Below are 13,753 nucleotides of genomic sequence, written 5' to 3'. Positions count from 1 at the left end.
TATGGCCGCGCCGGGGGAATCCCAGTCGGCCGGCCGGTCGTTGTCGTCCAACGTGCTCGGCATCGCCATAGTGGCGATCACCGGCATGCAACTGATGTCGACGCTGGACGGCACCATCGTCATAGTGGCGTTGCCGCGGATGCAGGCCGACCTTGATCTGTCCGACGCCGCCAAGAGCTGGGTCATCACCGCCTACGTACTGACCTTCGGCGGCCTGTTGCTCCTCGGCGGCCGGGTGGGCGACGCCATCGGACAGAAGCGGGCGTTCGTCTCCGGGGTCGGGTTGTTCACGATCGCCTCGCTGGTCTGCGGCGTGGCCACCGACTCCGCCACCTTGATCGCCGCCCGGGCGGTCCAGGGCATTGGCGCCGCAGTTGCCGCACCGACCGGCCTGGCGCTCATCGCGACCACCTACGCGGCCGGCCGGGCCCGGAACCAAGCGATGGCGGTGTCGGCCGCCATGCAGGGCATCGGCTCGGTCATGGGCCTGGTGCTCGGCGGCGCCCTCACCGTCATCTCGTGGCGGCTGGCGTTTCTGATCAACATCCCCATCGGGATCGCCATCGTGGCCATCGCCGTGACGCGGCTGACCGAGACCAACACCGAACGGCTCCGCCTCGACCTCACCGGGGCGCTGCTGGCCACCGGCGGGTGCACCGCTGCGGTGCTGGTGTTCACCCAGGGCCCGCCCCACGGCTGGGCAAGCCCGTGGGTGATCGGCGCCGGGGTCGCGGCGGCGCTGTTCCTGCTGGCTTTCCTGTTTGTCGAACGCAACGCCGCCAACCCGCTGGTACCGGCCGCGGTGTTCGACAACCCCAGCCGGGTCGCCACCTTCGTGGCGTACTTCATGGCCGGCGGGGTGATGCTCACGGTGAGTGTGATGATCGGGCTACTGGTTCAGGACGTGCTGGGCTACTCGGCCCTGCGCGCCGGGGTCTGCTTCATCCCGTTTGCGGTGGCCATGGGCGTCGGCAACCTGGTGACCAGCTGGGCCGCGGCGCTGATCGCGCCGCGCTGGCTCATCATCGGGGCCGGCAGCCTGGTCTGGGCCGCCATGCTGTTCGGGTCGACGCTGGACCGCAGCGTGCCGTACATCCCCGATCTGGTGATGCTGTTCGTGGTCGGTGGCTTCGGCATCGGCGTGATCTCGGTGGTGCTGCCGCTGTGCGCGGTCGCCGACGTCGGCCCGCGCGAGATCGGCCCGGTGTCGGCGGTCACCTTGATGGTCTACAACTTGGGCGGCCCGGTGGTGCTGGTGATCGTCCAGGCCGTGCAGACCTCCCGAACGCTGTACCTGGGCGGCACCACCGGCCCGGTGAAGAACATGACCGACAGCGAGCTGGATGCGCTCGGCCACGGCTACACCTATTCGCTGCTGTGGGTTGCCGCGATCGCCGTGTTGGTGGGTGCGGCGGCGCTGTTCATCAGGTTCTCGGCCGACCAGATCGCCCGGGCCCAGCACACCCGCGAGGCCGTGGAGGCGGGGGAGCTGTAGGGGTGCCGGGCAAGTCCGCGCCTCCTCTCGGCTGAAGATAGGCTCTCCGGCTGTGATCACCCGGATGTCCGAATTGTTCCTTCGCACCCTGCGCGACGACCCCGCCGATGCCGAAGTCCCCAGCCACAAGCTGCTGATCCGGGCCGGCTACATCCGGCCGATCGCACCCGGTCTGTACAGCTGGCTGCCGCTCGGTCTGCGAGTGTTGCGCAACATCGAGCGAGTGGTCCGCGAGGAGATGAACGCCATCGGCGGCCAGGAGATCCTGTTCCCGGCGCTGCTGCCGCGCGCACCCTACGAGACCACCAACCGCTGGACCGAGTACGGCGACAGCCTGTTCCGGCTCAAGGACCGCCGCGACAACGACTACCTGCTGGGTCCCACCCACGAGGAACTGTTCACCCTGACAGTCAAGGGGGAGTACAACTCCTACAAGGACTTCCCGGTGGTGCTGTATCAGATCCAGACCAAGTACCGCGATGAGGCGCGGCCGCGGGCCGGCATCCTTCGCGGCCGCGAATTCGTCATGAAGGACTCCTATTCCTTCGACGTCGACGACGCCGGTCTGGCCACCGCCTACGACGCGCACCGGGTGGCCTATCAGAAGATCTTCGACCGGCTCGGTGTGCGGTATGTGATCGTCTCCGCGGTGTCGGGCGCCATGGGCGGATCGGCTTCCGAGGAATTCCTCGCCGAGAGCGCGGTCGGTGAAGACACCTTCGTGCGCTGCCTCGAGTCCGGCTATGCCGCCAACGTCGAAGCGGTGACCACAGCCCGTCCCGAGCCGCAACCGGTCGACGGCTTGGCCGAGCCGCAGGTTCACGACACCGGCGACACCCCGACGATCGCCACCCTGGTGGACTGGGCCAACGGCGCGTTGGACCGTACGGTCACCGCCGCCGACACCCTGAAGAACGTGCTGCTCAAGGTCCGCCAGCCCGACGGTGAGTGGGAGTTGCTGGGCATCGGGGTCCCCGGCGACCGCGAGATCGACGAGAAGCGGCTCGGCGCGGCGCTCGAACCCGCCGAGTACGCCTTGCTCGGCGACGGCGATTTCGCCAAACACCCGTTCCTGGTGAAGGGCTACATCGGTCCGAAGGCGCTGCAGGACAACGGGGTGCGTTACCTGGTCGACCCGCGTGTGGTGGACGGCACCAGCTGGATCACCGGCGCCGACGCCCCCGGCAAGCACGTCGTGGGGCTGGTCGCCGGGCGTGACTTCCACGCCGACGGCACGATTGAGGCCGCCGAGGTCCGCGACGGGGACCCGTCACCGGATGGGGCCGGCCCGCTGGTCAGCGCCCGGGGCATCGAGATCGCCCACATCTTCCAGCTCGGCCGCAAGTACACCGATGCGTTTGCGGTCGACGTGCTCGGCGAGGATGGTCGTCCGGTGCGGCTCACCATGGGTTCCTACGGCGTCGGCGTCTCCCGGCTGGTGGCTGTCATCGCCGAGCAGCAGCACGACGAGCTGGGCCTGCGCTGGCCCTCGCAGGTCGCCCCGTTCGACGTCCACGTGGTGGTCGCCAACAAGGACGACGCCGCACGCGCGGGCGCGACCGAGCTGGCCGCTGAACTGGACCGGCTTGGTCTGGAGGTGCTGTTCGACGACCGGAAGGCCTCCCCGGGGGTGAAGTTCAAAGACTCCGAGTTGCTCGGGGTGCCGTGGATCGTCGTGCTGGGGCGCGGCTGGGCCGACGGCGTTGTCGAACTGCGCGACCGCTTCTCCGGGGAGACCCGCGAGCTGGCCGTCGGTGCGGAGTTGGCCGGGCAGATCCTGGACGCGGTCCGCGCCGAGAACCGGTAAGCCCCAGGCTGATTTAGCCCGGTGCCTGGGTGCACATGGTGTTGCGCGCCGCGCGGACCACGGTCGCGGCCTGCTCCGGGCTGGCCCCGTATTGTGCGGCGACCTGGTCGGTCACCGCGCCCGCGGACTGGCCGGTGTAGAGCTGCCGGCACACCTGCTTTCCGGCCAGCAGGAGCTGATCGTCGTCACCGGGGAAGTTGCCGCGGGTCGCGTCGAGATACCTGATGTCCTCGGCGGTGTAGGGGATCGGCCAGGCGATGGCCGGCGCCGCTCCCAGCATCGCCCCCGCTGCGATTGCCGTCGCGATCAGGACACCACGCTTGCGCACCGACATCACCGCTGCTCCCTTCGCTGGATCGTGCTCAGTCTCGCTCAATCCTGGCCGCCAGGGAAGGCCTGGGTGATCGGCCAATTGCCCAGCGCGCGGTTCCAGTGCGCGGCCAGCACGGCGCTCTGGCCGAGCGCGGTCGCCGCGAATTCCCGGTCGGCGGCATCGCTGGCCTGTTCGACGACTGCGCGCCAGGCCGCCGCGGTGTCGTTCTCCATCCGGACCGCCAGCCGCAGGGCATCGTTGGAGGTGGTCACCGGCATTGGCACCTGATATCCGGCCGCGGCGGGCGGGACGGCAACCGAGCGGCCGGTCAGGATCGCGATGGTGCGGTCCCGGCGCTCGCGGTGCTGACGGATGGTGGTGACCACCAGATCGTTGTATTCCGGCAGCGAGTACGCCGATACCAGCCCGTAGCCGTAGACGGCTCCGTATTCGGTGGCAAGGGCATCGATCAGGGCCGTGTCGGGGCCCGACGCCGGGCGGGGTACGGGAGATGTCATGCCTGCGTCACCAGGGCAACTGCATAGGAGGCCGTGCAGGCCGCGGCGATGGAGGCCAGCAGCCCGGCCCGGTAACCCGACGAGGCCACCGCCAGCTTCCCGGCGCTGTCGGCGGCGGCCCGCAACGCATTGACCACCTGCGAGACGCTCGGAGCGGGCGCATCCGGCTCAGCGCTGGGTGTGGTGGTTTCGATCTCGTCCGCCGGCGTCTTTCCGGCGGCGCGGGCGATCTCGGCTGCCAGCGCTCGGGCATGGTCGGTTCGCTCCTGCGACACCTGATCCAGTGCAGCGGCCAGCGCCTTGGACTCCGGGTCGGTCAGTGCCGTGGCGGCTGCGGTGGCCAGCTCACTGTCGCGCAGTGCCAGCTGTCGTTGTGCCTCCAGGTCGTCGACGACGGGCGCCGTTGGAGCCGAGCTGCAGGCCGGCGCCGCAACCGCCAACAGGGCAAGCATGCCGGCACCGGTGAGCATGCGCCGTCGGTCGATGGCGGACAGGGGGCCGGGCACCCTGACATCCTGCCATTGCGACTGTGCGGCAGGGACACGACGTGGCCGCGAGCGGGCCAAGGTACGCTGACGGGCGCTTTTGCGGGTTTGCTGTGGCTGTGTTTCCCACGGCGTATCGTTGATAATTGGTTCCCGGCCGCGCCTGGCGCGTGGGAACGCGCCGACTGAACAACTCAAGATGAGGAGCTCGCCGTGGCCACCGGGCTACCTTCCCAGACACAGGTGATCGAGCTGCTCGATGCTGAGTTCACCCGCGCCGGATTCGAGATCGAAGACGTCGTCGTCGACGATCAGGACCCGCTGCCGCGAATCACCGTGGTCGCCGACGGCGACACCCCATTGGACCTGGACACGGCCGCGGCGTTGGCCCGCTCGGCGTCGGAATTGCTCGACACCCTGGAATTCGACAGCCAATACGTGCTCGAGGTCAGCTCGCCCGGCGTGGGCCGGCCGCTGACCTCCGCGAAGCATTTTCGGCGTGCGCACGGTCGCAAAGTTGACCTGACGTTGTCCGACGGGTCGGGTCTGACCGGTCGAGTGGGCGTCGTCGATGACGACATCCTGACCCTGGTGGTGCGTGCCGGGCGGGACTGGAACCGTCGCCGGCTGCCACTGAGCGAAATCACTCGAGCGGTGGTGCAAGTCGAATTCTCGCCGCCGAGCGAACGTGAGTTGGAGTTGGCGGGCATCAAGGCCCCCGGGGCGGGAACGGAGGCCGGAGTATGAACTGCGCCGGCGATGTGGGACGTAGCGACGGAGAGGAGTGGCGCCAATGAACATCGACATGGCCGCGCTGCATGCGATCGAGGCAGACAAGGGCATCTCGGTTGACGTGGTCGTGGACACGATCAAATCGGCGTTGCTCACCGCGTACCGACACACCGAAGGCCATCAGGCCGACGCGGTGATCGATGTCGACCGCAAGACCGGCGTGGTGCGGGTGCTGGCTCGCGAGATCGACGACGACGGCAACGTGATCAGCGAATACGACGACACGCCCGAGGGCTTCGGGCGTATCGCGGCGACCACGGCCCGTCAGGTGATCCTGCAGCGGCTGCGGGATGCCGAGAACGAGAAGGCCTACGGCGAGTTCTCGGCGCGGGAGGGCGACATCGTTGCCGGGGTCGTCCAGCGTGACGCCCGGGAGAATGCGCGCGGCGTCATCGTGGTGCGACTCGGAACCGAGGCCAAGGGCTTCGACGGCGTCATCCGGCCCGCCGAGCAGGCGCCCGGTGAGGCCTACGACCACGGCGACCGACTGCGCTGCTACGTGATCGGTGTGACTCGGGGCCTGCGCGAACCGCGGATCGAGCTGTCGCGTACCCACCCGAACCTGGTGCGCAAGCTGTTCGCCTTGGAGGTCCCCGAGATCGCGGATGGGTCGGTGGAGATCGTCGCGGTCGCCCGCGAGGCCGGCCACCGATCCAAGATCGCGGTGGCCTCGCAGGTTCCCGGGCTCAACGCCAAGGGCGCCTGCATCGGCCCGATGGGCCAGCGGGTGCGCAACGTGATGAGCGAACTGGCCGGCGAGAAGATCGACATCATCGACTACGACGAGGACCCGGCGCGCTTCGTCGGCAACGCGCTCTCACCCGCCAAGGTGATGTCGGTGACCGTGATCGACCAGGCTGCCCGGGCCGCGCGCGTGGTGGTGCCGGACTTCCAGCTGTCCTTGGCCATCGGCAAGGAAGGCCAGAACGCCCGGCTGGCGGCCCGGCTGACCGGCTGGCGCATCGATATCCGCAGCGATGTCCCGGAGCCCGGCGCCAATGGCGCCGAGCGTGAGGCCGGTCAGGGCGTGGCGCACGAAGCATGAGCGGAACGCGACCAAGGGCACTGAGCGGGACGCGACCAGCGGGCCAGTAGTGCACTGCCGGGTTCATGCGGCGGTTCCAGCTTCGGCTCTCCTGCGTCGAGCCTCGCTGAACCGCCGGGTTCGGATTCGGGTGGTTCGGGTCATCGCCGTTGTATGGGTAGACTGAGCCGTGATCCAGCGCGAGACTTCGACAACCGCCTCGCGGACGCACCGTTCCCCAGATGGACCGGTGCGCACGTGTGTCGGATGCCGGAAACGTGCGTTGACCGTCGAATTGCTTCGGGTGGTCGCGGTGTCAACGGAGAGCGGCAACGGCGCCGTGATCATTGACCGCGCGGGCAACCAACCGGGGCGGGGTGCGTGGTTGCATCCCGCATCGGAATGCCTGCACGCGGCGATTCGGAGACGGGCATTCGTGCGCGCGCTGCGGATCAGCGGTTCCCCGGATGTATCCGGGGTGGAGGAGTACTTCGAAGGATTCGAAGATCGGCTCACCGCCCCGGGCAACAGAACAGGTAGCGAAGAACATGAGCACACCGTGAAGTCCCGATGACCATGCGTCATAGCTAAACCCGAGGCGCGGCCCACCACCGCTGTCGCCTCATAGACAGGAGATGTAGTGGCAAAGGCCCGCGTACACGAGTTGGCCAAGGAACTCGGTGTCACCAGCAAGGAAGTTCTCGCCCGCCTGAGCGAGCAGGGCGAATTCGTCAAGTCGGCATCCTCAACTGTGGAAGCCCCCGTCGCGCGGCGGCTGCGCGAGTCCTTCGGCGGCGGCAAGCCCGCGCCGAAGGCCGAAGCGCCCGCGGCCCCGGCGCCCGCCAAGGCCGCTCCGGCCCCGGCGGCGACCCCGGGACCGGCGAAGCCGGCACCGGCACCGGCGCCGGCCCCTGCGGCTGACGGTGCGGCCGCAAAGCCCGCGGCTCCCGCCGCAAAGCCGGCGGCCCCGGCGGCTCCCGCAGCTCCGGCGGCTCCGGCAGCGCCCGCGGCCGCGACCCCGCCGCCGGCAGCTGCAGCGCCGTCCCCGGCGGCTCCGCCCGCTCCCGGCCCCCGGCCGGCGGCACCGGGTCCCAAGCCCGGCGCCCGCACCCCGCGCGTCGGCAACAACCCGTTCTCCTCGGCACAGCCGGTCGAACGCGCCATCCCGCGTCCGCACCCGCAGGCGCCCCGCCCAGGCGGAGCGCCCCGGCCCGGCATGCCGCGCCCCGGCGGCGGCGCGACACCGGGCAACATGCCCGGACGCTCCAGCAACTTCGGCGCGCAGGGGCGCCCGGCACGTCCCGGCGGTCCGCCTCGTCCCGGTGGCGGTGGCCGACCCGGTGCCCCCGGCGGCCGTCCGGGCGGTCCCGGCGGCGGTCCGGGCGGTAACTACCGCGGCGGCGGTGCCGGCGGTCCCGGTGGCGGCGGTCCCGCAGGCGCCGGCGCCGGAGGTTTTCGGGGTCGTCCCGGCGGTGGTGGCGGCGGCGGTCGTCCCGGCCAGCGCGGTGGTGCGGCCGGTGCCTTCGGTCGTCCCGGCGGTGCACCCAAGCGCGGACGCAAGTCGAAGCGGGCGAAACGCGCCGAGTACGAGAACATGCAGGCCCCGGTGGTCGGTGGTGTGCGGTTGCCGCACGGCAACGGCGAGACCATCCGGCTGGCCCGCGGCGCATCGCTGAGCGACTTCGCCGAGAAGATCGACGCGAACCCGGCTGCCCTGGTGCAGGCGCTGTTCAACCTCGGTGAGATGGTCACCGCCACCCAGTCGGTGGGCGACGAGACGCTGGAGCTGCTCGGCAGCGAGATGAACTTCGTGGTGCAGGTCGTCTCGCCTGAGGACGAGGACCGCGAGCTGCTGGAGTCTTTCGACCTCTCCTACGGAGAAGATTCAGGAGACGAGGAAGACCTGCAGAGCCGGCCGCCGGTGGTGACCGTCATGGGTCACGTCGACCACGGCAAGACCCGACTGCTCGACACCATCCGCAAGGCCAACGTCCGCGAGGGCGAGGCCGGCGGCATCACCCAGCACATCGGCGCCTACCAGGTGTCGGTCGACTTCGACGGCTCCGAGCGTCTGATCACGTTCATCGACACCCCGGGTCACGAGGCGTTCACCGCCATGCGTGCCCGTGGTGCCAAGGCCACCGACATCGCGATCTTGGTGGTGGCCGCCGATGACGGTGTGATGCCCCAGACGGTGGAGGCGATCAACCACGCCCAGGCCGCCGACGTGCCGATCGTGGTGGCGGTCAACAAGATCGACAAGGAAGGTGCCGACCCGGCCAAGATCCGCGGGCAGCTCACCGAATACGGCCTGGTTGCCGAGGACTTCGGTGGCGACACCATGTTCGTCGACATCTCCGCGAAGAACGGCACCAACATCGCGGCCCTGGAAGAGGCGGTGCTGCTGACCGCCGACGCCGCCCTAGACCTGCGGGCCAACCCCGACATGGAAGCCCAGGGTGTGGCGATCGAGGCTCACCTGGACCGCGGCCGCGGTCCGGTGGCCACCGTGCTGATCCAGCGCGGCACGCTGCGGGTCGGCGACTCGATCGTCGCCGGCGATGCCTACGGCCGGGTGCGGCGCATGGTCGACGAGCACGGCGACGACGTGGAAGAGGCGCTGCCGTCGCGGCCCGTCCAGGTCATCGGGTTCACCTCGGTGCCGGGCGCCGGCGACAACCTGCTGGTGGTCGACGAGGACCGCATTGCTCGCCAGATCGCCGACAAGCGCAGCGCGCGGAAGCGCAATGCGCTGGCGGCGCGCTCGCGCAAGCGGATCTCGCTGGAGGACCTGGACTCGGCGCTGAAGGAAACCAGCCAGCTGAACCTGATCCTCAAGGGCGACAACGCCGGTACCGTCGAGGCGCTGGAAGAGGCCTTGATGGGAATCCAGATCGACGACGAGGTGCAGCTGCGGGTGATCGACCGCGGTGTCGGTGGCATCACCGAGACCAACGTCAACCTGGCATCGGCGTCGGACGCGATCATCATCGGGTTCAACGTGCGTGCGGAGGGCAAGGCCACCGAGCTGGCCAATCGCGAGGGTGTGGAGATCCGGTACTACTCGGTCATCTACCAGGCCATCGAAGAGATCGAGAGCGCGCTCAAGGGCATGCTCAAGCCGATCTACGAGGAGAAGGAGCTGGGGCGTGCCGAGATTCGCGCCATGTTCCGCTCCTCCAAGGTGGGCAACATCGCGGGCTGCCTGGTCACCTCCGGCCTCATCCGCCGCAACGCCAAGGCGCGGTTGCTGCGCGACAACGTGGTCATCGCCGAGACCGTCACGATCTCCTCGCTGCGGCGGGAGAAGGACGATGTCACCGAGGTCCGCGACGGCTACGAGTGTGGTCTGACGCTGACCTACAACGACATCAAGGAAGGCGACATCATCCAGGCCTACGAGCTCGTCGAGAAGGCTCGGACGTAGTGGCTGATCCGGCACGCGCACGCCGGCTGGCCAAGCGGATCTCCACGATTGTCGCCTCGGCGATCGAGTATGAGATCAAGGATCCGCGGCTGGCCGGCGTGACGATCACCGACGCGAAGGTGACCGCTGACCTGCACGACGCGACCCTGTACTACACGGTGCTGGGCCGATCCCTGGACGACGACCCCAACTACGGCGGTGCCGCTGCCGCGCTGGAGGGCGCCAAGGGGGTGCTGCGGTCCAAGGTGGGTGCAGGCACTGGGGTGCGGTTCACTCCGACCCTGACGTTCGTGCGGGACACCGTGCCCGACGCCGCCCATCGGATGTCGGAATTGCTGGCCGCAGCACAAGCCGCCGACGCCGACCTGGCCCGGATACGGGAGGGCAAGAAACCGGTCGGGGATGCCAACCCGTATCGCGAGGCGCCTGGACAAGCGGGCGCCGACGACAGCGGTGACGGTGACCAGTCGGGCGACTGACCCGCTGCCCACGGGCCGGCGGGTCGACGCCGCCGGGGCCGTGGAACTGCTGGCGGGCGCGAGCACGCTGGCGGTGATCTGCCATGTGCACCCCGACGCCGACACCATCGGTGCGGGGCTGGCGCTGGCCTCGGTTCTGCGACGGCGCGGCAAGGCGGTCGAAGTCAGTTTCGCCCGGCCGGCGGTGTTGCCGCAGTCGCTGCAGTCGTTGCCGGGCGGCGAATTGCTGGTCGGTGCCGACGTGATGCGTCGCGACGTCGACCTGGTGGTGACCGTCGACGTCTCCAGCCCGGATCGGCTCGGGGAGCTGGGGCAGCTGGCATTCGGACGCGAGCTGCTGGTGATCGACCATCATGCGTCGAATCAGTTTTTCGGCACTGCCAATTACGTTGACGCGTCAGCGGATTCGACCACGATGATGGTGGCTGAACTGATCGACGCCTGGGGTGAGGCGATCGATGCGGACGTAGCGCACTGCCTGTATGCGGGGCTGGCCACCGACACCGGGTCGTTCCGGTGGGCCAGTCCCCGCGCGCATCGGCTGGCAGCGCGGCTGGTGGAAGCCGGAGTCGACAATGCAGCGGTCGCCCGGGCCGTCATGGACACCCACCCGTTCGGTTGGCTGACGATGCTGTCGCGGGTGCTGGCGGGCGCGCGCCTGCTGCCGGATGCGGCGGGTGGGCTCGGGCTGGTCTACGCGGTGGTCGACCATGCCGAGTGGACTGCGGCGCGGCCCGAGGAGGTGGAGAGCATCGTCGACATCGTGCGCACCACCGCGCAGGCCGAGGTGGCGGCGGTGTTCAAGGAGACCGCGCCGGGATGCTGGGCGGTGTCGATGCGTGCCAAGTCGGCGGTGGACTTGAGCGCCGTGGCGGTGGCGTTCGGCGGCGGCGGGCATCGGCTGGCCGCCGGATACACGGTCACCGGCACGGCAGCGGACGTGGTTGCCGCGCTGGTTGCCGGCCTTGGCTGACGATTCCGGAGCCGGGACCAAGCGCATCGCAGCGCTGGCCCTGCCGGCGCTGGTGGTGTTGGCCGCCGAACCGCTGTACCTGTTGTTCGACACCGCGGTGGTCGGCCGGCTCGGCGCCCTGGGCCTGGCCGGTCTGGCGATCGGCGGGATGGTGCTGAGTCTGGTCGCCTCGCAGGCCACCTTCCTGTCCTATGGAACGACGGCGCGATCGTCGCGGCACTTCGGTGCCGGCGATCGCTCCGCCGCGGTCGCCGAGGGGGTACAGGCCACCTGGCTGGCTCTTGGCCTGGGATTGCTCGTCGTGCTGGTGGTGCAGGTGGTGGGGGAGCCCCTGGTCTCGGCCATCGCCGGAAGTGAGAGCATCGCGCAGGCCGCGTGGTCGTGGCTGCGGATCGCCATTTTTGGTGCACCGGCAATTCTGGTGTCGCTGGCAGGCAACGGATGGCTGCGCGGGGTGCAGGACACGGCGCGGCCGCCACGCTATGTGGTTGCGGGCTTCGCGCTTTCGGCGTTGTTGTGCCCGCTGCTGGTCTTCGGCGGGCTGGGCATGCCGCGCTGGGGTCTGGCCGGCTCGGCGGTGGCCAACTGTGTGGGCCAGTGGCTTGCCGCGCTGTTGTTCCTGCGTGCACTGCGCTGCGAACCGGTGTCGTGCAAGCTCGATGGCGGCGTGCTGCGGGCGCAACTGGTCATGGGGCGCGATCTGATCGCACGCTCGCTGGCATTTCAGGCCAGCTTCGTCTCGGCCGCCGCGGTCGCGGCGCGATTCGGGGCCGCGGCGTTGGCTGCTCATCAGATCGTTTTGCAGCTGTTCAACTTCCTGGCCTTGGCACTCGATTCGCTGGCGATCGCCGCGCAGGCGTTAGTGGGTGCGGCGCTGGGTGCTTCCGACGTCCGACACGCCAAGGCGGTGGCCGGCCGGGTCACGGTGTTCTCCGCGGCCGCCGCGCTCGTGCTGGCAGGGGTCTTGGCACTCGGTGCGCGCCTCCTGTCGGGATTGTTCACCAACGATGATGCGGTGCTGGCCGCGATCGGGGTGCCGTGGTGGTTTCTGGTAGCCCAATTGCCCATTGCCGGAATTGTTTTCGCTCTCGACGGTGTCTTGCTGGGAGCGGGTGACACGGCGTTCATGCGTACTGCCACGGTGATAAGCGCGCTGGTCGGTTTCCTGCCCCTGGTGTGGCTGTCGTTGGCCTTCGGCTGGGGGCTGGCCGGAATCTGGTCGGGACTGACCGCTTCCCTGGTGCTGCGATTGCTGTTCGTCGGGTGGCGGGCATTGTCTGGGCACTGGGTGCGAGCCGGACGGCCGTAGGATCGGCTGGCGTGAGCGGTCAGCGAGAGCGGATGCTGCACGGGGCGCTGTATCGGCCCGACGACCCGGACCTGGTCGCCGGCCGGCGGGCATGTCAGCAAGTGGTGGCGGCGTTCAACGCCACCGGTCCAGACGACGATGACACCCGCCGTGAGCTGCTGGGCGAACTGCTCGGATCCTTCGGGGCGAACTCAGAGCTTTTGCCCCGATTCTCTTGTGACTACGGGATATACATCAGTATCGGCGCCAACTGTTTCATCAATTACGACGCGGTCTTTCTGGACTGCGCGCCCATCACCATCGGGGACCATGTGTCGATCGGACCGCGCGCCCAGCTACTGACGGCGCTGCATCCCGTCGATGACGTCGATGCACGGCGGGCCGGCTGGGAATCGGCCGCTCCGATCACCCTTGGCGACAACGTGTGGCTGGCGGCTGGGGTGATCGTGTGCCCCGGCGTGACGATCGGAGCCGACACGGTGGTGGGGGCCGGCAGCGTGGTGACCCGCGATTTGCCGGCCGGCGTGCTCGCGGCCGGAAATCCGTGCCGGATCCTCCGGCCGATCGGCTAGCCGACGAGTCTCAGCCGCTCACTCCGGCGTTCAACAGGAAGCCGCCGGCCACGTAGGTGACCACGAAGGTCAGCCAGCCCACTGCCGGCCAAACGACCATGCGGCTGCCTCGGCGTGCGGCGACGCCCATGCCCGCCAGGGTGGTGAGCACGGCTGCGCCAATGCCGCCCCAGGCCACCAGGTATGCCCCGTTGATCAGGTTGTAGTCGCAACGATGGCTACTGGAGCACACGTCGGTCGCCATCCCGGCGAACATTGAATAGATCAAACCCAGCCCGCACGTCAGGAGCAGCAGCACCGCCAGCAGCGTTGCGGCGATGACCTCGCCGGGTCGCCGACGCGGCGGCGCGACGTTGCCGTAGGGCCACGGGAGATGGGGCGGATAGTTCTGTGTCACGGCTGAGTCCACCTGGGTCCGTCCGGTTTGCTGTCTCAGGGTAACCGTGCCCGAGCGCCCGGCGGCGTTCCATTTGTCCAGCTTATTGACAGGAAAATCCTACACAGCCTATCTATACATTTAGGTTACTCGCGGGTAGCGTTCTGCGCGTTGTTACCAGTT

Annotated in this window: 14 protein-coding genes; 10 read left to right on the top strand and 4 right to left on the bottom strand. The window is 69.1% G+C overall.

The genetic code is table 11. The features are described from left to right. The first annotated feature begins 1 nt into the window (after position 1). The gene (locus MJO54_RS14720) at positions 2-1,495 is read left to right on the top strand and encodes an MFS transporter (protein ID WP_240175134.1); all 1,494 of its coding nucleotides are present in this window, start codon (positions 2-4) and stop codon (positions 1,493-1,495) included. Between the two features lie 52 nt (positions 1,496-1,547). Continuing rightward, a complete protein-coding gene (locus tag MJO54_RS14715; protein WP_065153159.1) occupies positions 1,548-3,302 on the top strand; it encodes a proline--tRNA ligase in 1,755 nt (584 codons plus the stop codon). Between the two features lie 13 nt (positions 3,303-3,315). Here the strand turns inward: MJO54_RS14715 and MJO54_RS14710 are convergent, their stop codons facing one another. The 3 genes from MJO54_RS14710 to MJO54_RS14700 are packed head-to-tail and all read right to left on the bottom strand — an operon-like array spanning position 3,316 to position 4,603. Continuing rightward, a complete protein-coding gene (locus tag MJO54_RS14710) occupies positions 3,316-3,636 on the bottom strand; it encodes a DUF732 domain-containing protein (protein WP_064888631.1) in 321 nt (106 codons plus the stop codon). A 38-nt stretch (positions 3,637-3,674) separates the two neighbouring features. After that, positions 3,675-4,133: a ferritin-like domain-containing protein gene (locus MJO54_RS14705; protein WP_240175133.1), complete on the bottom strand. Its 459-nt coding sequence runs from the start codon at positions 4,131-4,133 to the stop codon at positions 3,675-3,677. Beyond that, positions 4,130-4,603 (bottom strand): hypothetical protein, encoded by a 474-nt coding sequence (locus MJO54_RS14700; RefSeq protein ID WP_434085446.1) that lies wholly within the window; start codon positions 4,601-4,603, stop codon positions 4,130-4,132. Before MJO54_RS14700 ends, MJO54_RS14705 begins: the two co-directional genes overlap by 4 nt. A gap of 228 nt (positions 4,604-4,831) precedes the next feature. Here MJO54_RS14700 and rimP point away from each other — a divergent pair, with 228 nt between their 5' ends. The 8 genes from rimP (at position 4,832) to MJO54_RS14660 (ending at position 13,194) form a co-directional block, all read left to right on the top strand. Next, positions 4,832-5,365, top strand: a complete 534-nt coding sequence (gene rimP / locus MJO54_RS14695; RefSeq protein ID WP_240175131.1) for a ribosome maturation factor RimP — start codon at positions 4,832-4,834, stop codon at positions 5,363-5,365. 46 nt (positions 5,366-5,411) lie between these two features. Continuing rightward, positions 5,412-6,455 carry a transcription termination factor NusA gene (nusA, locus tag MJO54_RS14690; protein ID WP_046285935.1) on the top strand — a complete coding sequence of 348 codons (1,044 nt, stop codon included), beginning with the start codon at positions 5,412-5,414 and terminating at the stop codon, positions 6,453-6,455. A gap of 262 nt (positions 6,456-6,717) precedes the next feature. Further along, entirely contained in the window at positions 6,718-7,008 is a 291-nt protein-coding gene (locus MJO54_RS14685) for a YlxR family protein (RefSeq protein WP_316252213.1), read from the top strand. A 66-nt stretch (positions 7,009-7,074) separates the two neighbouring features. Further along, on the top strand, positions 7,075-9,861 hold the full coding sequence (gene infB / locus MJO54_RS14680) for a translation initiation factor IF-2 (protein WP_065153160.1): 2,787 nt from the start codon (positions 7,075-7,077) through the stop codon (positions 9,859-9,861). Beyond that, the gene (gene rbfA, locus MJO54_RS14675) at positions 9,861-10,340 is read left to right on the top strand and encodes a 30S ribosome-binding factor RbfA (protein ID WP_064888629.1); all 480 of its coding nucleotides are present in this window, start codon (positions 9,861-9,863) and stop codon (positions 10,338-10,340) included. Before infB ends, rbfA begins: the two co-directional genes overlap by 1 nt. After that, the gene (locus MJO54_RS14670; RefSeq protein ID WP_434085409.1) at positions 10,321-11,313 is read left to right on the top strand and encodes a DHH family phosphoesterase; all 993 of its coding nucleotides are present in this window, start codon (positions 10,321-10,323) and stop codon (positions 11,311-11,313) included. Before rbfA ends, MJO54_RS14670 begins: the two co-directional genes overlap by 20 nt. After that, entirely contained in the window at positions 11,306-12,622 is a 1,317-nt protein-coding gene (locus MJO54_RS14665) for an MATE family efflux transporter (RefSeq protein ID WP_240175129.1), read from the top strand. Before MJO54_RS14670 ends, MJO54_RS14665 begins: the two co-directional genes overlap by 8 nt. A gap of 11 nt (positions 12,623-12,633) precedes the next feature. Further along, positions 12,634-13,194, top strand: a complete 561-nt coding sequence (locus tag MJO54_RS14660) for a sugar O-acetyltransferase (RefSeq protein WP_109403043.1) — start codon at positions 12,634-12,636, stop codon at positions 13,192-13,194. A 10-nt stretch (positions 13,195-13,204) separates the two neighbouring features. Here MJO54_RS14660 and MJO54_RS14655 read toward each other — a convergent pair whose 3' ends face one another. Next, on the bottom strand, positions 13,205-13,591 hold the full coding sequence (locus tag MJO54_RS14655; protein ID WP_240175128.1) for a hypothetical protein: 387 nt from the start codon (positions 13,589-13,591) through the stop codon (positions 13,205-13,207). Positions 13,592-13,753: the final 162 nt, after the last annotated feature.

Origin of the sequence: Mycolicibacter virginiensis (genome assembly GCF_022374935.2) — a bacterium.
Lineage (GTDB): Bacteria > Actinomycetota > Actinomycetes > Mycobacteriales > Mycobacteriaceae > Mycobacterium > Mycobacterium virginiense.
The sequence above is the reverse complement of the archived record's forward strand: the minus strand, read 5'-3'. Positions and strand labels throughout refer to the sequence as shown.

What these genes read in the sequence shown, in the direction of transcription:
- MJO54_RS14720 (WP_240175134.1), top strand. Translation starts at nt 2, where the DNA reads ATGGCCGCGCCGGGGGAATCCCAGTCGGCCGGCCGGTCGTTGTCGTCC.
- MJO54_RS14710 (WP_064888631.1), bottom strand. Translation starts at nt 3,636, where the DNA reads ATGTCGGTGCGCAAGCGTGGTGTCCTGATCGCGACGGCAATCGCAGCG.
- MJO54_RS14705 (WP_240175133.1), bottom strand. Translation starts at nt 4,133, where the DNA reads ATGACATCTCCCGTACCCCGCCCGGCGTCGGGCCCCGACACGGCCCTG.
- MJO54_RS14700 (WP_434085446.1), bottom strand. Translation starts at nt 4,603, where the DNA reads ATGCTCACCGGTGCCGGCATGCTTGCCCTGTTGGCGGTTGCGGCGCCG.
- nusA (WP_046285935.1), top strand. Translation starts at nt 5,412, where the DNA reads ATGAACATCGACATGGCCGCGCTGCATGCGATCGAGGCAGACAAGGGC.